The 17,201-nt window shown below is 72.3% G+C and carries 16 protein-coding genes; 1 reads left to right on the top strand and 15 read right to left on the bottom strand.

Features of this window, described 5'->3' with window-relative positions; genetic code table 11:
- Positions 1-73 precede the first annotated feature (73 nt).
- Positions 74-565 carry a TraR/DksA family transcriptional regulator gene (locus tag AB0316_RS20145; protein ID WP_366274964.1) on the bottom strand — a complete coding sequence of 164 codons (492 nt, stop codon included), beginning with the start codon at positions 563-565 and terminating at the stop codon, positions 74-76.
- On the opposite strand from AB0316_RS20145, the gene AB0316_RS20140 reads away from it, so the two are divergent.
- Positions 510-1,133, top strand: coding sequence for a hypothetical protein (locus AB0316_RS20140; RefSeq protein WP_366274963.1), 624 nt, complete (start codon positions 510-512; stop codon positions 1,131-1,133). The genes AB0316_RS20145 and AB0316_RS20140 overlap by 56 nt on opposite strands.
- A 94-nt stretch (positions 1,134-1,227) precedes the next feature.
- Here the strand turns inward: AB0316_RS20140 and AB0316_RS20135 are convergent, their stop codons facing one another.
- The 14 genes from AB0316_RS20135 to AB0316_RS20070 form a co-directional block, all read right to left on the bottom strand.
- Entirely contained in the window at positions 1,228-2,487 is a 1,260-nt protein-coding gene (locus tag AB0316_RS20135; RefSeq protein ID WP_366274962.1) for a DivIVA domain-containing protein, read from the bottom strand.
- A 187-nt stretch (positions 2,488-2,674) separates the two neighbouring features.
- On the bottom strand, positions 2,675-2,959 hold the full coding sequence (locus AB0316_RS20130; RefSeq protein WP_366274961.1) for a YggT family protein: 285 nt from the start codon (positions 2,957-2,959) through the stop codon (positions 2,675-2,677).
- Between the two features lie 93 nt (positions 2,960-3,052).
- The gene (locus AB0316_RS20125) at positions 3,053-3,535 is read right to left on the bottom strand and encodes a cell division protein SepF (RefSeq protein WP_142186393.1); all 483 of its coding nucleotides are present in this window, start codon (positions 3,533-3,535) and stop codon (positions 3,053-3,055) included.
- Positions 3,536-3,574: 39 nt separating this feature from the next.
- Positions 3,575-4,303, bottom strand: coding sequence for a YggS family pyridoxal phosphate-dependent enzyme (locus AB0316_RS20120; RefSeq protein WP_366274960.1), 729 nt, complete (start codon positions 4,301-4,303; stop codon positions 3,575-3,577).
- Positions 4,300-5,046 (bottom strand): peptidoglycan editing factor PgeF, encoded by a 747-nt coding sequence (pgeF, locus tag AB0316_RS20115; protein WP_366274958.1) that lies wholly within the window; start codon positions 5,044-5,046, stop codon positions 4,300-4,302. Before pgeF ends, AB0316_RS20120 begins: the two co-directional genes overlap by 4 nt.
- Before the next feature lie 151 nt (positions 5,047-5,197).
- The gene (gene ftsZ, locus AB0316_RS20110) at positions 5,198-6,526 is read right to left on the bottom strand and encodes a cell division protein FtsZ (protein ID WP_366274956.1); all 1,329 of its coding nucleotides are present in this window, start codon (positions 6,524-6,526) and stop codon (positions 5,198-5,200) included.
- A 419-nt stretch (positions 6,527-6,945) separates the two neighbouring features.
- Positions 6,946-7,719, bottom strand: coding sequence for an FtsQ-type POTRA domain-containing protein (locus AB0316_RS20105; RefSeq protein ID WP_366274954.1), 774 nt, complete (start codon positions 7,717-7,719; stop codon positions 6,946-6,948).
- Positions 7,719-9,194: a UDP-N-acetylmuramate--L-alanine ligase gene (murC, locus tag AB0316_RS20100; protein WP_366274952.1), complete on the bottom strand. Its 1,476-nt coding sequence runs from the start codon at positions 9,192-9,194 to the stop codon at positions 7,719-7,721. The genes AB0316_RS20105 and murC overlap by 1 nt, the downstream gene beginning before the upstream one ends.
- Positions 9,191-10,303 carry an undecaprenyldiphospho-muramoylpentapeptide beta-N-acetylglucosaminyltransferase gene (gene murG / locus AB0316_RS20095; RefSeq protein ID WP_366274950.1) on the bottom strand — a complete coding sequence of 371 codons (1,113 nt, stop codon included), beginning with the start codon at positions 10,301-10,303 and terminating at the stop codon, positions 9,191-9,193. Before murG ends, murC begins: the two co-directional genes overlap by 4 nt.
- Positions 10,300-11,610 carry a putative lipid II flippase FtsW gene (gene ftsW / locus AB0316_RS20090; protein ID WP_366274949.1) on the bottom strand — a complete coding sequence of 437 codons (1,311 nt, stop codon included), beginning with the start codon at positions 11,608-11,610 and terminating at the stop codon, positions 10,300-10,302. The genes murG and ftsW overlap by 4 nt, the downstream gene beginning before the upstream one ends.
- Entirely contained in the window at positions 11,607-13,097 is a 1,491-nt protein-coding gene (gene murD / locus AB0316_RS20085) for a UDP-N-acetylmuramoyl-L-alanine--D-glutamate ligase (RefSeq protein WP_366274948.1), read from the bottom strand. Before murD ends, ftsW begins: the two co-directional genes overlap by 4 nt.
- The gene (gene mraY, locus AB0316_RS20080; RefSeq protein ID WP_366274947.1) at positions 13,094-14,179 is read right to left on the bottom strand and encodes a phospho-N-acetylmuramoyl-pentapeptide-transferase; all 1,086 of its coding nucleotides are present in this window, start codon (positions 14,177-14,179) and stop codon (positions 13,094-13,096) included. The genes murD and mraY overlap by 4 nt, the downstream gene beginning before the upstream one ends.
- Entirely contained in the window at positions 14,176-15,588 is a 1,413-nt protein-coding gene (gene murF, locus AB0316_RS20075; protein WP_366274946.1) for a UDP-N-acetylmuramoyl-tripeptide--D-alanyl-D-alanine ligase, read from the bottom strand. Before murF ends, mraY begins: the two co-directional genes overlap by 4 nt.
- Positions 15,585-17,195, bottom strand: coding sequence for a UDP-N-acetylmuramoyl-L-alanyl-D-glutamate--2,6-diaminopimelate ligase (locus tag AB0316_RS20070; RefSeq protein ID WP_366274944.1), 1,611 nt, complete (start codon positions 17,193-17,195; stop codon positions 15,585-15,587). The genes murF and AB0316_RS20070 overlap by 4 nt, the downstream gene beginning before the upstream one ends.
- Positions 17,196-17,201: the final 6 nt, after the last annotated feature.

Here is a 17,201-nt window from a genome sequence, read left to right as displayed (position 1 = left end):
CGGCTGTCGGTCGTCGAAGGGGCGGACACGCCGTCGACCCCCGCTCGGGGGGTCGACGTGGCGTGCTCGGGGGTCAGTGGCGGTCCTGCTTCTCCTGGCATGTCATGCACAGGGTCGCACGAGGACGGGCCTGAAGTCGAAGCTTGCCGATCGGGTTGCCGCACTCCTCGCAGATGCCGTAGGTGCCGGCGTCGAGCTGCTCGAGCGCGTGCTCCGCCTGGCGCAGGCTGCCCCGGGCGTTCGCGGCCACCGAGATCTCGTGCTCGCGCTCGGCCGTCTTGGCGCCGGCGTCGGCCTGGTCGTCGCCCGCGCCGTCCCCGGACGCGCGCAGCATCTCGTCGAGCTCGTCCTCGGCGAGCTGCAGCTCGACGCGGTGCTGCTCGATCTCCTCGAGCAGGATCCCCCGGACCTCGGTGATCTCCTCCTCGCTCCAGGGGCTCTCGTCCTCCTTGACGCGCAGCTGCTCGGTGAGCTTGGCCGTGTCGACGGAGGGGCGGCTGGTCTTCGTCGTGCTCTTCGCGGCGGCCTTCTTGCCGGCCGCGCGGGTGGTGGAACTCGTCGTCACTGGTGCCTTCTCGGTTCGGGGTGCAGGGGTCTTCGCGGCGGCCTTCGGGGCCGCGGCACCTGCACGGGATGAGGACGTGGCGGTCGGCTGCTTCGCCGCCGTGGACCGACGCGACGTGGCCGGACCGGCCGCGTTCCCCGTCGGGTTCTTCTCGGTGCTCGTCTTCTTCGTGGCGCTGGTCCTCGTGGCGCCGGCCGTGGTGACGCTGTCCTTGGTGGCGCTGGCCTTGGTGGCGCTGGCCTTGGTGGCGCTCGTCTTCTTCGTAGCGCTGGTCCTGCTCGCCGCAGACCGTTTCGCCGTGGACCCGGCCGTAGCGGGCTCGTCGACCGCCGCCTCCTTCGCAGCGGACTTCACAGCGGGTTTCCTCGCGGCAGCCTTCTGCACCGCTTTCTTCCCGGCCGTCGACTTCTTCGCGGCCGCCTTCCTCGCCGCGGTGGAACCGGTCTGCGGCGCAGCGGTGCCCGTCGCCGTGGTCTTCCTCACCGCCATCAGGCCCTCCGTCGTCATGCCGTCGACGCTGACAAGTGGGGCTGACAATAAGCCCCGGGAGAGGCCCGCACAAACGTGAAACGCAAATTGGTCCCCGCTGTTCACCCTTCGGAAGACGGCACAGGCCGCCCGGACGTCGTCCGGGCGGCCTGGTGCGTCTGCGGGGAGGCGCCTCAGCCCTGGTGACCCTCGCCGGCGCCGGCGTGGGCCGGCTCCTGGGCGCTCGAGTCGAGGTCGTTCAGCTGGCTCTCGATGTAGGACTTGAGGTTGGAACGGTAGTTCTTCTCGAAGCCGCGCAGCTCCGCGATCTTGCGGTCGAGCAGGCCCTTCTGCTTGTCGAGCTCCTCGAGCAGGGCCGCCTTCTTCTGCTGGGCCTCGGCGACCATGCCGGTCGCGCGCTCGCGCGCCTCGGTCAGCATCTCGTCGCGTCGGGTGGTGGCCTCGGCGAGCATCTGGTCGCGCTGCGAGGTGGCTTCGGCGATCATCTGGTCGCGCTGCGAGGTGGCCTCGGCGATCATCTGGTCGCGCTGCTCGGCGGCCTCGGACGCGATGCGCTCGGCCTCCTGCGTCGCCTGGTCGTGACGGCTCTGGCCGGCGTTGACCAGCTCGTCGTGACGCGCCTGGGCGGCCGCGACCATCTCGCGGTGGCGGTTCTCGGCCTCCGAGATGAGCTCGTCCCGTCGGCTCTCACCTGCGGCGACGTGCTCGTCGTGCAGGCGCTGGGCGAGGGCGATCACGCCGGCGGCGTCGAGGTTGCCGGCGGGGGCGCTGGGAGCCTGCGGGGCCGCAGCCGGAGCGGCCGCCGCGGCGGCAGGCGCCTTCGCGGACTCCTCGCGCAGGCGAGCAGCCTCGGTCTCGGCGGCCTCGGCGTCGGCCTGCGCCTTGGCGGCGCGCTCCTCGGCGGCACGGGCGTTCTCCTGCACCTTGGCCAGCCGTGCCTCGGCGTCGGCGACCTGGGACTTGAGGGCGTTGAGCTTGGCCTGCGCGTCGTCGAGGGCCTGGGAGTCGACGGCCGCCTTGGCCGTGGCCTCGGCACGGTCGGCCTCGGCCTTGGCCCGCTCGACCCGCTCCTTGGCGAGGCGCTCGGCGTTCTCCGCCTCGGCCTTGGCCTTCGCGGCGCGCTCGGAGGCCGCCTTGAAGGCGCGCTCGGCGTCCTGGATCTTGGCGGTCAGGCCGCCGAGCCGGGCCTCGTCACCAGGGCGGGCGACCGCCGGCATGGCCGCGGTCGGGCCGTCGGCGCGCACGGCGCTCTGGTTCTTGCTGGCGCGGCAGTCGTTGAGCTGCTTGAGGTAGTCGTCCCGCTGCTCGATCAGCGAGCGCATCTCGGCGACGATCTCGTCGAGGAAGTCGTCAACGTCCCGCTCCTCGTAGCCACGACGAAACTGCGTGGTCTGGAAGTGCTTGTTGAGCACCTGTTCCGGCGTTAGCGCCATGGGTCACCTCGATGCAGACGTAATGGTTCGGGTCAACGCTATCCAACGACTCGGTATGCGACCAAAGCAACGTCCGGCGCGTTCGTCGGCACGTCTGCGGTGGACGTCACGACGGGGTGCCGGCCGCAGCGATCACGGCTGACGCGGCAGTCGCGTCCTCGTCGTTCAGAAGTCGGTCAGAAGTCGGTCAGAAGTAGTGGGGCACGTTCAGGGCGAGAGAGGTCAGCAGCATCAGGACGAGGAAGCTGAGGTCGAGCCGGACGCCACCGAGGTTGGGCGACGGGATCACCTTGCGCAGGGCCCGCAGCGGTGGGTCCGTGACGGTGTAGATCGCCTCGGCCAGCACGAGCACGGGACCCGTCGGCCGCCAGGAGCGGGCCAGCACCTGCACCCAGTCGAGGATGAAGCGGCCGATGAGCGCGATGAAGAAGGTGAAGACGACCACTCCGTAGATCGCCCAGAACACATCCATGGTCGTCAGTGTCCCTGATCTTCGCGCCGGAGCGAAACGCGGCGGCGCGCGCCGGCTCCTCGCGGCGCGCGCCCGTCGGGCAGGACGGGGTCCTCAGCTCTGGTTGAAGAAGCCGCGGGCGGAGGCCGTGGGCGGCTCCGGCTCGTCGGCGGAGATCTCGACGTGGGCGGGCGAGAGCAGGAAGACCTTGGAGGTGACCCGCTCGATCGTGCCGTGCAGTCCGAAGACGAGGCCGGCGGCGAAGTCGACGAGGCGCTTGGCGTCGGCATCGTCCATGTCGCTGAGGTTCATGATGACCGGCACCTGGTCGCGGAACCACTCGCCGATGTTCTTGGCCTCGTTGTAGGTACGCGGGTGGATCGTGGTGATCCGGTTGAGGGAGCCGACCTCGACGTCACGCACGACGGCGGCCACGGGGCGCTTGGTGGGCAGCTGGGTCACGGCAGCGGTGTGCTCGCTCTCGTCGTCGTAGCGGTCGGACTCGTCGTACGCGTCGTAGTCGTCGTAACGGTCATGACGCTGGTCCTCCTCGCTGAGTCCGAGGTACACCATCGTCTTGCGCAGTGCCCCTGCCATGGCCAACTCCCAAGCGTCGAATTGTGATCCTCGCCGACGTTACAGAAGTGACGGGCGTGAACCGAGGATTGCGGTACCGACACGCAGGTGTGTCGCGCCGTGGCGCAGGGCCGCCTCGAGGTCGCCGCTCATCCCCGCCGAGACGAGGTCGGCTCCGGGGTGCCGAGAGCGTATGCCGTCAGCGACCTCCCGCAGCCGCGCGAAGGAGGCGTCGGGGTCGGCTCCCAGCGGTGCGACGGCCATGACACCCCGCAGGTCCAGGTGCTCCTCGCCCGCGACGGCCTCGGCCAGCTCGTCCAGCTGCTCGGGCGGCGCACCACCGCGGGAGGTGTCGCCGTCCAGGCTGACCTGGAGCAGTACCTGCAGACGCCGGCCGCGGCCGGCGGCGCCCTTGGCGAGACCGGTCACGAGCTTGCGCCGGTCGACGGACTGCACGACGTCGGCGTAGCCCGCCACGTGAGCCGCCTTGTTGCTCTGCAGCTGCCCGATGAAGTGCAGGGTCGGCCCCTGCCCGTCGGCTGCGAACAGGACACGGCGCACCTCGGCGAACTTCTCGCCGGCCTCCTGGTCGCGGTTCTCGCCGAAGTCGCGCACCCCGAGGCGGTGGAGCAGCAGCACGTCCGAGGCGGGGAAGAACTTCGTGACCACGACCAGGGTGACCTCCCCCGGGTCGCGACCTGCGTCGGCGCAGCCGCGGGCGATCCGCTCGTGCACGGCCGCCAGGTTCTCGCGCAGCTGCTCGAGCCGCTGCCGCTCCTCGCTGCTCATGCCTGCTCCTTCCGGCGCGCCACGACACCGGCGAACCGGCCGGTGCGCCCGTCGCGACGGTAGGAGTAGAGATCCCCGCTCTCGCGGGTGCACCCGGGCACCCACTGCACGGTGACACCCGCCGCAGCGAGCTGCTCGACGACCCCCGCCGCGACGTCGACAGCGGGCGTTCCGGTCCACGACCGGGCCGCGGAGCTGGGGGCCGTCAGGGCGGCCGCACGTGCCATCTCCTCGGGCACCTCGTAGCAGCGGCCGCACACGGAGGGACCGACGGTGGCGTGTATGCGCCTGGCACCGAGGTCGCGCATGGCGCTGACCGCACGAGGGACGATGCCCCCGAGCATCCCCGGGCGCCCCGCATGGACGGCTCCCACGACCGCGCTGTCGGCGTCGTGCAGCAGCACCGGGACGCAGTCCGCGACGAGGACGGCCAGGGCCAGCTCCGGGGCTCGCGTGACCACGCCGTCCACCTCGGGCGCCTCACCCGCCCAGGGACCGTCGACCTCGACGACCTCGCAACCGTGCACCTGCCTCATGAAGACGAGCCGTTCGCGGGGCAGCTCCACCTCGTGCGCGAGGGCGGCGCGGTTGGCCTCGACGTCGGCGGGGTCGTCGCCCACGTGGCCGCCGAGGTTGAGGCCGGCATACGGCCCGCTGCCCCGCGCTGCCGAGCGGCCGGTGAACGCCAGGTCCACGGCTCCCGCGCCGGGTGAGGGGGTGAGGGTGGTGCGCCAGTAGAACACGGGGACCAACCTAACGGCAGGGCGACGTCGGCCGGACGAGCGTGTGCTCCCGGTCCGCACGGTGCAGAGACGCCGGAGGGCGGGAGACGCGTGTGCGTCTCCCGCCCTCCGGACGAGGCCCGGCCCAGGTGCCGGTCGCGGCGGCCCCGGCCTACTTGAGGAAGTCGGGGACGTCGAGTTCGTCACCCTCGTCGAAGGTCACCTGGCGCGGGGGCTGCTGGCTCGGCTGCTGCTGGTGCTGGGGCGCCTGCTGCTGGTGCTGCGGCACCTGCTGGTGCTGCGGCACCTGCTGGTGCTGGGGCATCTGCTGCTGCTGGACCGGGGCGGCCGGCTGCTGGGTGGGCAGCTGCTGGGCCGGCCGGTGGACCGGCTGCTGCTGGGGCGGGACCTGCGGCTGGACGCCGGGGTGCTGCGCCTGCCCGTTGGGCTGTGCGGCCTGCTGCGGGACGCTCGGACGCTGCTGCGCCTGAGGCTGCTGCTGGCGGCCGACCACGTGCCCGAGGGCGCGCTCGTCGTGGCGCTGGCTGGGGCCGCCGCCGTCGAAGCCCGCCGCGATGACAGTGACCCGCACCTCGTCGCCGAGCGCGTCGTCGATGACCGCGCCGAAGATGATGTTGGCCTCGGGGTGCGCGGCCTCCTGGACGAGGCGAGCCGCCTCGTTGATCTCGAAGAGGCCGAGGTCCGACCCGCCCTGGATGGAGAGCAGGACGCCGTGGGCGCCGTCGATCGAGGCCTCGAGCAGGGGGCTGCTGATGGCGAGCTCGGCGGCCTGCACCGCGCGATCCTCGCCGCGGGCCGAGCCGATGCCCATCAGGGCCGAGCCCGCGCCCTGCATGACGGACTTGACGTCGGCGAAGTCGAGGTTGATCAAGCCGGGCGTGGTGATGAGGTCGGTGATGCCCTGGACACCGGAGAGCAGCACCTGGTCGGCCGACCGGAAGGCGTCCATCATCGAGACGTTGCGGTCGCTGATCGACAGCAGCCGGTCGTTCGGGATGACGATCAGCGTGTCGACCTCCTCGCGGAGGCTGCCGATGCCGGACTCGGCCTGGTTGGCACGACGGCGACCCTCGAACGTGAACGGTCGCGTGACGACGCCGATCGTCAGCGCCCCGAGGCCGCGGGCGATGCGGGCCACGACGGGTGCGCCTCCGGTGCCGGTGCCGCCACCCTCACCGGCGGTGACGAAGACCATGTCGGCCCCCTTGAGGACCTCCTCGATCTCCTCCGCGTGGTCCTCGGCGGCCTTCTTGCCGACCTCGGGGTCGGCGCCGGCGCCGAGCCCGCGGGTCAGCTCACGGCCGACGTCGAGCTTGACGTCGGCGTCGCTCATGAGCAGCGCCTGGGCGTCGGTGTTGATGGCGATGAACTCGACGCCCTTGAGGCCGACCTCGATCATGCGATTGATGGCATTGACGCCGCCGCCGCCGATGCCGACGACCTTGATGACGGCCAAGTAGTTCTGCGGTGCTGCTGCCACGAGAGTGGGCCTTCCTGACTGGTGGTGCCGTGCTGCGGGTGGGCTGGGAACGGGCGGCTGGTGATGCGTGGTGCCCGATGGTCTGGCTGAGCGGGTGGACGAAGCGGTGGAGAGGTCCGGCTGGTGCGGCTCGCCCCCGCGCCTGTAAGCCTCAAACCTTAAACATAGACCTCAAGGTTACAGTTTGGTCACGAACCAGTGCCCCGACGGTATGACGAGCCGCGAGGCCGATCAACCCACGGGCGCGGCGTGTCGGCCCCGGGATCGACACGTCCACGCAGGCCAGACCCCATGAACACCATCCGTCCCATGAGTGACTCCAGCCGCTGGGGTCAAGCCTCCCATGGAACCTGAACGTCCGGGATGTCGGGGTTGCCCACCCGTGACCAGGCAGGTGGCGCTGCGGAGTCGGCCCACCGTCAGCGCGTCACGGGTGAGGCCGGGACGCTGACGTCGATCGTCGACCCGGGCTCCGGCAGCAGGACCTTGACCAGCTCGGCCTTGCGCGGCCCGTCGCCTGCACCGCCCCAGACCACGGTCTTCGGCGACCTGCCCTTCGGCTTGACGGTGAAGGACACCTGGTCGGCCGCGGACACGGAGACGCCCGACACGCGCGCCCGCACGGCGGGCTCGAGGGAGCCGAGGGCCTGCAGGGCCGCGTCGACACCGGCCTTCGTCACCTGCGCCGCGCCGGAGCTGACCAAGGGCACGTCCTTGGGCGGGCTGGCCACCGTCCGGAAGGCGACGCCGTCGCGATCGACGACGTCGATCTGACCTCGAGGGTTGCGCACCGCGAGCACCGCGACCCGAGGGTCGACGGAGATGACGACGGTGTCCGGCAGCGCCCGGCTCACCGCGACCTCGCCCCAGGACCTGCCCTCGACCAGGCGCTGGGTGATGGCGTCGGTGTCGACGCGCAGGAGCGGCTCGCCGAGGGGGACCTTGGCGACGGCACGGACCTCGTCGGACGCCGCGGCACCGACGCCGCGAACCTCGACCTTCGAGGCCGTCATGGCGCTGCTGAACCAACCGACCCAGACGACCAGCACGGCGAGCAGGACGATTGCGGCCAGGACGCCGGCCACGAGCCGGGGGCGGCGTCGCGCGGCTGCCGCGCGGCGCTCGAACCGGCTGCGCGAGGACGCGAGACCGGTCCCCGCCACCCGCCTGCGGGCCCCGCCCTGCTCGAGCATCACGGCTCCCCACCCCCGAGGATCCGCAGCACCTCCGGGCCCACCATGGTCACGTCGCCGGCGCCGACCGTGAGCACGAGGTCGCCCGGCCGCGCCAGCTGCGCGACGCGTCCTGCCACCTCGGACCAGGACGGGACGAAGTGCACCTCGGCGCCCGGCCGGGCCGCGGTGACACCCGCGGCCACGAGCGCCCCGGTCACCCCCGGCATGGGATCCTCCCGGGCGGCGTACACGTCCATGACGACGACGACGTCGGCGGGTGACAGGCCGGCGCCCAGCTCCGCGGCGAAGTCACGGGTGCGGCTGTAGAGGTGCGGCTGGAAGACGACGACGAGACGCCCGCTGTCGCCGACGAGCTGCTTGGCGGTCTGCACGACGGCCGCCACCTTGCCGGCGTTGTGGGCGTAGTCGTCGACGACGACCACTCCCCCGGCCTCGCCCTTGGGCTCGAAGCGGCGCCGGGTGCCGGTGAAGGACGCCAGCCCGGCCAGGACCCGGTCGGGATGCTGTCCCAGCCCGTGCACGGCCGCGGCGTAGGCAGCGGCCGCGTTCAGGGCGTTGTGGCGCCCGGGGACGCCGAGGGTCATGCGGCGCTCCACCCCGCCGTCCCGGACCGTGACGGAGGCGGTGACGCCGTCCTGCCGGTGGTCGCTCAGCACCACGTCGGAGGCAGGGTCGAAGCCGTACGTCAGGACCGTGGTGCCCGCGGACCGCGCCCGTGCGGCCAGCTCGACGGCACCCGTGTCGTCCGCGCATGTCACGAGCAGCCCACCGGGGCGGACGGTGGCCACGAACGCGTCGTAGGCCGCCTGCACAACTGTGAAGTTCGAGTAGAAGTCGAGGTGATCCGGCTGGACGTTCGTCACGACGGCCACCTCGGGCCGGTAGACGACGAACGACCCGTCGCTCTCGTCGGCCTCCACGACGAAGACGTCGTCGGCGCCGTCGTGGGCGTTGGTGCCGTGCTTGGCCAGCTCCCCACCGACGGCGAAGGACGGGTCGAGGCCGCAGCCCTGAAGGGCCACGGTCAGCATCGAGGTCGTCGTCGTCTTGCCGTTCGCACCGGCCACCGCCACGGGCCGACGACCGTGCATCAGGGCGGCCAGGCCCTGGGCCCGGTGCAGCACCGGGATGCCGCGCTCTCGGGCGGCGACGAGCTCGACGTTGTCGTCGCGGATGGAGGAGCTCATGACGACGGCGTCGGCGCTGCGCTGGTGCTCCGGGTCGAAGCCGACCCACACGCGCGCGCCCTCGGCTTCGAGGGCCTTGAGGACCGGCACGTCCTTGGCGTCACTGCCCGTGACGCCGATGCCACGGGCGAGCATGATGCGGGCGACACCCGACATGCCGGCCCCGCCGATGGCGAGGAAGTGCACGTGTCCGAGCTCGTCGGCCCTCGGGACGGGGACGGAGAAGTCGAACCGGGCCGCGGCGAAGGGGTCGTCGACGGTCGGGGCGTGCGGGACCTGGCTCACGTGCGGTTCCTGTCCTGCGCGGCCCGCTCGACGAGGTCGGCGAGCGTCTCGTCTGCGGCGGGTTCGCCGAGCGTCCGGGCGGCCGCGGCCATGCGGGCCACCCTCTCGCGGTCGGTGGCGAGCGGGAGCACCTCGGCGTCGATCCACTCCGGGGTGAAGTCCGCGTCGTCGACGAGGAGACCGCCCCCGGCGGCGACCACCTCGGCGGCGTTGAGCCGCTGCTCCCCGTTGCCGATGGGCAGCGGGACGTAGACGGCGGGCAGCCCGACGGCCGTCAGCTCGCACACCGTGTTGGCACCCGCACGGGCGACGACGAGGTCGGCGGCGGCATACGCGAGCTCCATGCGGTCGGCGTAGGGGACGACGACGTACGGCGCTCCCTCTTCGGGCACCTCCGGGGAGAACTCCTTGCCGAGTCCGGTGACGTGCAGGACCTGCACCCCCGCGCTGCTGAGCGAGGCGACCCGGCTGCGGAAGGCGTCGTTGAGGCGTTGGGCGCCGAGGGAGCCACCTGTGACGAGCACCGTGGGCCACTGCGGCTCGAGGCCGAAGTGCTCGAGCGCCGCGGCACGCGAGCCGGCCCGGTCGAGCGTGGCGACCTCCCGACGCAGCGGCATGCCGACGCGCTGGGCCCCGGGCAGGACGGTGCCGGAGAAGGTGGTGGCCACCGCGCTGGCCCATCGCGCCCCCAGACGGTTGGCGAGACCGGCCCGGGTGTTCTGCTCGTGGACGACGATCGGCACGCGCCGCCTCCGGGCGGCGAGGTAGGCCGGTGTGCTGACGTAGCCGCCGAAGCCGACGACGACCTCGGCCCCGGTCTCGTCGATCGCGGCCCCCGCGGCGTCGACCGCCGCCTTGAGCCGTGCCGGCAGGCGGAGCAGGTCGCCGCTCGGGCGACGTGGCAGCGGGACCTTGGGGACGAACCTGAGGTCGTAGCCCCGCTCGGGGACCAGGCGAGCCTCCAGCCCCTCGCGGGTGCCGAGCGCGGTCACGCGCAGGTCGGGGTGCCGTCGTCGCAACGCGTCGGCGAGGGCGAGGAGCGGCGACACGTGGCCGGCACTCCCTCCCCCTGCGAGCAGGACGGAGGTGGGCGAGGACAGCGGGATCACCGACTTCTGCGACGTTGCGGCACGGAGCGCACCCGGGCGGGCAGCACCGCGAGGGACCTGCGGACGAGGCTGGGCCGCGCATCGAGCAGCGCCTTGCACCCGGGCTCGTTGCGGGCGAAGGACAGCAGGATGCCGAGGGCGAGCAACGTGGTCACGAGCGAGGACCCACCGGCCGACACCAGCGGGAGCGGCACGCCGATGACGGGGAAGAGGCCGATCACGGCGCCGATGTTGATGATGGCCTGCCCGAGCAGCCAGGCCATGATGCCGAAGCCGGCGATGCGCACGAAGCGGTCCTGGGTCCGGGTCACGAGCCGGAAGCACGCCCAGGCGAGGATCGCGAAGAGCGCGAGGATCAGCAGCGTGCCGGGCAGCCCGAGCTCCTCGCCGATGATCGCGAAGATGAAGTCGTTGTGCGCCTCGGAGAGCCACTCCCACTTCTCCTTCGAGGCCCCGAGGCCCACACCCCACCAGCCGCCGTCGGCGAGGGCGTACATCCCGTGGACCGACTGGCCGCACCAGCCGTCGGGGTCGGACTGGCAGGCGGGGCTGAGCCAGTTGGCGATGCGGCTCGTGCGGTTGCCGCTGCCCGTCACCATGAACGCGACCCCGACCAGGGCCACGCCTCCGGCCATGGCGAAGACACGCTTGGGCACGCCTGCGACGAACAGGACCGCGCCGATGATGCCGATGAAGATCATCGCCGTGCCGAGGTCGTGACCGACGAGGATCAGGCCGAGGACGATGAGCGAGATGGGGAAGAGGTAGGGCACCGCCACGTGCACGAGGCTGCTGATCCGCGAGGACTTGTTCGCGAAGATCACCGCGCCCACGAGCACGATGCCCAGCTTGGCGAACTCCGAGGGCTGGAACTGCACCGGCCCGACCGAGAGCCAGTTGCGGTTGCCGTTGACGGTGCGCCCGAGCGGGATGACGGCGGCCATGAGCAGGATCGAGAGGGCCATCGTGGGAGCGGCCAGGCGTTTCCACCAGCTCACGTCGAGCCGGCTGGCGAAGGTCGCGGCGACGCCGCCGACGGCGGCGAAGATCAGCTGACGGACGAAGACCGTGTAGGACGCCTCGTCGGCCAGCAGCTGCTCCACGCTCGAGGCCGAGAAGACCATGACGAGCCCGAAGACGACGAGGGTCGCGGTGACGCCCAGGAGCAGGTAGTACGTGGTCAGCGGCGACTCGAGCTTGCCGATGACGGCCAGTGGCCGATGCCCCTCCGAGCGCGCCTTCGAGCCGTCCGAGCCTGACGTGGTTGCGGTGGCGCCGGCCTTGGGCCCGGCGGTCGTCGTGCTCACTGCAGCCCTCCGTGCGCCTCCTGGTGCCGCCGGACCGCCTCCTCGAAGGCATCGCCGCGGGCACCGTAGTTGGTGAACATGTCCATCGACGCGGCGGCCGGGGCCAGCAGCACGACGTCGCCCGGTTGGGCGAGGCGGGCGGCCTCCCTCACGACGCGGTCCATGACCCCAGTGTCCGTCTGGGCCACGTCGACTACCGGCACATCCGGGGCGTGTCGGGAAAGGGCCTGCGCGATCTGGTCGCGGTCGGCCCCGAGCAGCACGACACCCCGCAGGCGGCCGGCCATCTCCTCGACGAGGCTGTCGACGTCGGCGCCCTTGAGCAGGCCACCGGCGATCCAGACGACCGAGTCGAACGACCGGATGGCGGCCGCGGCCGCGTGCGGGTTGGTGGCCTTCGAGTCGTTGACGAAGCGCACGCCCTCGACCGTGGCGATCTCGGCGATCCGGTGCCGGTCGGGCCGGAAGGCGCGCAGCCCGTCGCGCACCGCGATGGGGCCCACGCCGTAGGCCCGGGCGAGGGCGGCGGCGGCGAGGGCGTTGGCGACGTAGTGCGGCGCCACCGAGGGGGCGTCGCCCTGCAGGTCGGCGATCGTGCACAGCTCGGCAGCCGAGCGCTGCCGCTGCTCGACGAACGCGCGGTCGGCCAGCACGTCCTCGACGACCCCCACCATCGAGGGCGCCGGGATGCCGGTGGTGAAGCCGATGGCGCGGCAGCCCTCGACGACGTTCGCCTCCATGACGAGCTGCTCGGTCTGGATGTCGGCGACGTTGTAGACGCACGCGATGTGGGTGTTCTCGTAGATCTTGCCCTTGGCCCGGAGGTACTCCTCGTAGCTGCCGTGCCAGTCGAGGTGGTCGGGGGCGACGTTGAGCACGGCCGAGGCGACGGCCGAGATCGACCGCTGCCAGTGCAGCTGGAAGCTGGACAGCTCGACGGCGAGGACGTCGTAGGGCTCGGGGTGCAGCACGGCCTCGAGCAGCGGCGTGCCGACGTTGCCGGCGGCCGTAGCGCGCAGGCCGGCGTGGCGCAGGATCGAGGCGAGCATGGTGACGGTGGTCGTCTTGCCGTTGGTGCCGGTGACGGTCAGCCACGGCGCCGCGCCCTCCTTGGCGCGCATCCGCCAGGCGAGCTCGACCTCACCCCAGACGGGGATGCCGGCCGCGGCCGCCGCGAGCATCAGCGGGTCGTGGGGCGGGACCCCGGGCGAGGTGACGACGAGCTCGGTGCCGGGCGGTGGCGAGACCACGTGCTCCGGCCCGATGCGCACGTCGACGTCGAGGATCTCGAGGATCGTGGCGCGCTCGCGGATGGCGTCGGTCTCGTCGCGGGATACCGCCACGACGTGGGCCCCGCGGTCGGCGAGGGCGTCGGCGGCCGCGAAGCCGGACACCCCGAGGCCGACGACGAGCACGTGCAGCCCGGACCAGTCGGCGTCGCGGTGGGTCAGGCCCTCGCGGGGCTCGTAGAGCGGGTCGTACGTCACTGGGACCCCACCACCCACTCGGCGTAGAACACGCCGAGGCCGAAGGCGGCGAAGAGTCCGGCGATGATCCAGAAGCGCACCACGACGGTCACCTCGTTCCACCCGACCATCTCGAAGTGATGGTGCAACGGTGCCATTCTCAGCACCCGTTTGCCAGTGGTCTTGAACGAGGCCACCTGGGCCACCACCGAGAGCGTCTCGAGGACGAACATGCCGCCGAGGATGATGAGGAGCAGCTCGGTGTGGGTCATGATCGCGAGCCCGGCGAGCGCGCCCCCGAGCGCGAGCGAGCCGGTGTCACCCATGAAGATCTTGGCCGGCGTGGCGTTCCACCAGAGGAAGCCGAAGCAGGCTCCCATCCCGGCCGCGGCCACGAGGGCCAGATCGTGCGAGTCGCGCACCTCGTAGCACTTGATGCCCGGGTTGGTCTGGCAGTTCTGGTTGAAGGTCCAGATGCTGATGAGGACGTAGGCGCCGAAGACCATGGTGGACACGCCCGTGGCCAGGCCGTCGAGCCCGTCGGTGAGGTTCACGCCGTTGGAGGCGCCGGCGATCATGACGTTGGCGAAGATGACGAAGAGGATGACGCCGACGACGGTGCTGCCCCCGAGAGCCAGGCTGATGTTCGTGTCGCGGACGAACGAGACGAGCAGAGACGCGGGCGTGCGGTACTGGTCGTTGGGGAACTGCAGCGCCAGGCCGGCGAAGATGATGCCGACCAGCGCCTGTCCGACCAGCTTCTGCTTCGAGCGCAGGCCGAGACTTCGCTGCTTGCTGATCTTGATGAAGTCGTCGAGGAAGCCGACGAAGCCGAGGCCGCCGGCGAGGAACAGCACGAGGACGCCACTGGCGGTCGGCGGCACCAGGGTGAACAGGTGGGCCAGGAGGTAGGCCCCGATCATGGCGGCGATGATGACCGCGCCGCCCATCGTCGGCGTGCCGCGCTTCGTGTGGTGCGAGGTCGGCCCGTCGTCGCGGATGAACTGGCCGTAGCCGCGCTTGACGAGGAACTTGATGAACAGCGGCGTGCCGAACAACGAGATGAGCAGCGAGATGGAGGCCGCCAGCAGGACACCCTTCACCGCGTGACCGCCTCGGGGTTCGTGGTGGCGGTGGCGTCGGTGTCCGCGTCGGCGGCGAGCCGGTCACCGAGCCAGCGCAGGCCGCTGTCGCGGCTGGACTTCAGCAGCACGAGGTCCCCCGGGCGCACCCGTCCGACGAGCAGCTCGTAGGCGGCGTCGGTGTCGGGTACCCACTCCGCCCCGGGGAAGGCGTCGCCGAGCGGGCGCGCCCCCTCGCCGACGGCCACGAGGTGGTCGAGTCCGAGCGACGCGGCATACGCCCCGACGGACGCGTGCTCGGCGTCGCTGTCGGCGCCGAGCTCGAGCATCCCGCCGAGGACGGCCCAGCGCTCCCCCGTGACGTGCATGGCAGTGACGGCATCGAGCGCCGCCCGCATCGAGTGGGGGTTGGCGTTGTAGGCGTCGTTGACGACGACGACGCCGTCGGGACGATCGGTGATCTCCATGCGCCAGCGGCTCACCGCCTCGGCGGCGCCGAGGCCCGCGACGACCTGGTCGAGCGACAGTCCGAGCTCGAGGGCCGCGGCGGCCACGGCGAGCGAGTTGCCGACGTGGTGGGCGCCGCTCTGCCGCAGCGTCACGCGTGCCCGCCCCTGCGGGCAGACGAGGACGTATGCCGCCCTCCCGCGCTCGTCGAGGCTGACCTCCTCCGCGCGGACGTCCGCCTCGGGCGCCAGGCCCACGAGCTGGACCCGGGACCGCAGCCCGTCGGCCATGCCGGCCACGAGCGGGTCGTCGGCGTTGAGGACGGACAGCCCCTCGGCCGGCACGGAGCGCGGGAGCTCCGACTTGGCGCGGGCGATGTTCTCGCGCGAGCCGAACTCCCCGAGGTGCGCGCTGCCGACGTTGAGGACGATCGCGACCTGCGGCGGCGCGATGCGTGTGAGGTAGTCGATGTGCCCGACGCCGCGGGCGCCCATCTCGGCCACGAGGAAGCGCGTCGTCGAGGTGACGCGGCAGACCGTGAGAGGCACGCCGATCTCGCCGTTGAGCGAGTTGACGGGCGCCACGGTCTCGGCGACCGACGACAGGACGGAGGCGAGCAGGTCCTTGACGCTCGTCTTGCCGGACGAGCCCGTGATGCCGACGATGCGCAGCTCCGGTGCGGCGTCGACGACCCCGCGGGCCAGCCGGCCGAAAGCGGTCTGGACGTCGTCGACGACGACGCAGGGCACGCCCTCGACGGCGCGTGCGGTGAGGGCCGCCACGGCCCCGGCCTGCACGGCGGCGCCGACGAAGTCGTGGCCGTCGGCGACCTCGCCGACGCGGGCGACGTAGAGGCTGCCCGGCCCGCACTCACGGGAGTCCGTCGTGACCGGTCCGTCGACGACAACCGCCTCCGGGGTGTCCGTGCCGTGCACCACACCCCCGGTCAGGTCGCGGATCTCGCTCAGCGTCAGGGGGATCACGAGGTGGCCTCCAGCTCCGTCTGCGAGCTGACGGCTGCGAGGGCGGCGCGCACGGCGTCGCGGTCGTCGAACGGGTGCTTCACTCCGTGGATCTCCTGACCCTTCTCGTGCCCCTTGCCGAGCACCACGACGGTGTCGACGGGGCGGTCCTTGCCTGCGGCCACCACCGCGAGGGCGATGGCCTCCGCGATCGCGTTCGAGCGCGTGCCGCCGTCGATGATCTCGCTCGCGCGGGCCGACCCGGAACGCAGGGCCTCCCGGGCTCCGGCGGTGACGGCCGCCCGGATCTCGGCGGGGTCCTCCGAGCGCGGGTTGTCGTCGGTGACGACGACGACGTCCGCCTGCCGGGCTGCCGAGGCACCCATGGCGGGACGCTTGCCGCGGTCGCGGTCTCCCCCCGCACCCAGCACGGCGATCAGCCGTCCAGGGGTCGAGGGTCGCAGCGCGGCCAGGGCGGCGTCGACGGCGTCGGGGGTGTGCGCGAAGTCGACGACGCAGCGCGGACCGTGCGCCCCGCCGGGCGACACGACCTGCATGCGCCCCGGCACGTCGGGAGCCACGGCCATGGCCGCCTCGACCTCCAGCGGTGCAATCCCGAGGCGGAGCAGGGCCAGGGCGGCCAGGGCGGTGTTGGCGACGTTGAAGTCGCCGGGCAGGTGCGACACGAGTGAGAGTGCGACGGCGCCCGAGCGCTCGCGCAGGGTGAAGCCGCCGCCCTCCCCCGGCTCGGCGAGCCAGTCGGCGTCGGCGGCCGCGGCGGGCTTCGTCGCCAGGGTGGTCGTGGGCACGGTGGCGTCACCGGCGAGACGCCGCCCCCAGTCGTCGTCGATGCACACCACGGCCGAGCGCGCCCGCTGCGGCGTGAACAGGGACGCCTTGGCGGCGAAGTAGTCCTCCATCGACGCGTGGAAGTCGAGGTGGTCCTGCGAGAGGTTGGTGAAGAGGGCGACGTCGTAGACGACGCCGTCGACGCGGTGCAGCTCCAGCGCGTGGCTCGAGACCTCCATGACGCAGGCGTCGAGGCCCCGCTCGCCCATCACCGCGAGGAGGGCGTGCAGGTCGGTGGCCTCCGGGGTGGTGCGCACCGACTCGACCGCCTCGTCGCCGATGCGCGTCTCGACCGTCCCGATGAGGCCGGTGCGCCGGCCGTGGGCGCGCAGCGCCGACTCGACGAGGTAGGCGGTGGTCGTCTTGCCGTTGGTCCCGGTGATGCCGACCATCGTCAGGCTCTGCGACGGCCGGCCGTAGACGGCGGCAGCGAGCTCGCCGAGCACGCTCCGGGGGTCATCGACCACGAGGACCGGCACGTCGGCGGCGCTGCCCTCGCCCGAGCGCAGCTCGGAGAGCCCTGCGGCGTCCGTGAGCACGGCCACGGCGCCGGCCGCCACGGCGTCGGCCGTGAACCGCACGCCGTGGACGTTGAACCCCGGCAGGGCGGCATACAGGTCACCGGGGACGACGGCGCGGCTGTCCAGCGTGACGCCGGTGACGAGGACGTCACCGGACTGCCCCGCGGCCTGGCCGCAGGGCTGCTGCGGGGCTGGGCGCTCGCGGGTGTGCAGGCTGGCGCCGTCTCCCGCCAGGGGGGTCAGGTCGCGAAGTCGCACACCCGA

Origin of the sequence: Terrabacter sp. NPDC080008 (genome assembly GCF_040702505.1) — a bacterium.
In the GTDB taxonomy this organism is placed as follows: domain Bacteria; phylum Actinomycetota; class Actinomycetes; order Actinomycetales; family Dermatophilaceae; genus Terrabacter.
Note: the sequence above shows the minus strand (reverse complement) of the source record. Positions and strands in the feature narration are given on the sequence as shown.

Excerpts from the sequence above, each read along its gene's own strand:
- AB0316_RS20135 (WP_366274962.1), bottom strand. The coding sequence starts at position 2,487 with ATGGCGCTAACGCCGGAACAGGTGCTCAACAAGCACTTCCAGACCACG.
- AB0316_RS20130 (WP_366274961.1), bottom strand. The coding sequence starts at position 2,959 with ATGGATGTGTTCTGGGCGATCTACGGAGTGGTCGTCTTCACCTTCTTC.
- AB0316_RS20125 (WP_142186393.1), bottom strand. The coding sequence starts at position 3,535 with ATGGCAGGGGCACTGCGCAAGACGATGGTGTACCTCGGACTCAGCGAG.
- AB0316_RS20120 (WP_366274960.1), bottom strand. The coding sequence starts at position 4,303 with ATGAGCAGCGAGGAGCGGCAGCGGCTCGAGCAGCTGCGCGAGAACCTG.
- AB0316_RS20105 (WP_366274954.1), bottom strand. The coding sequence starts at position 7,719 with ATGCTCGAGCAGGGCGGGGCCCGCAGGCGGGTGGCGGGGACCGGTCTC.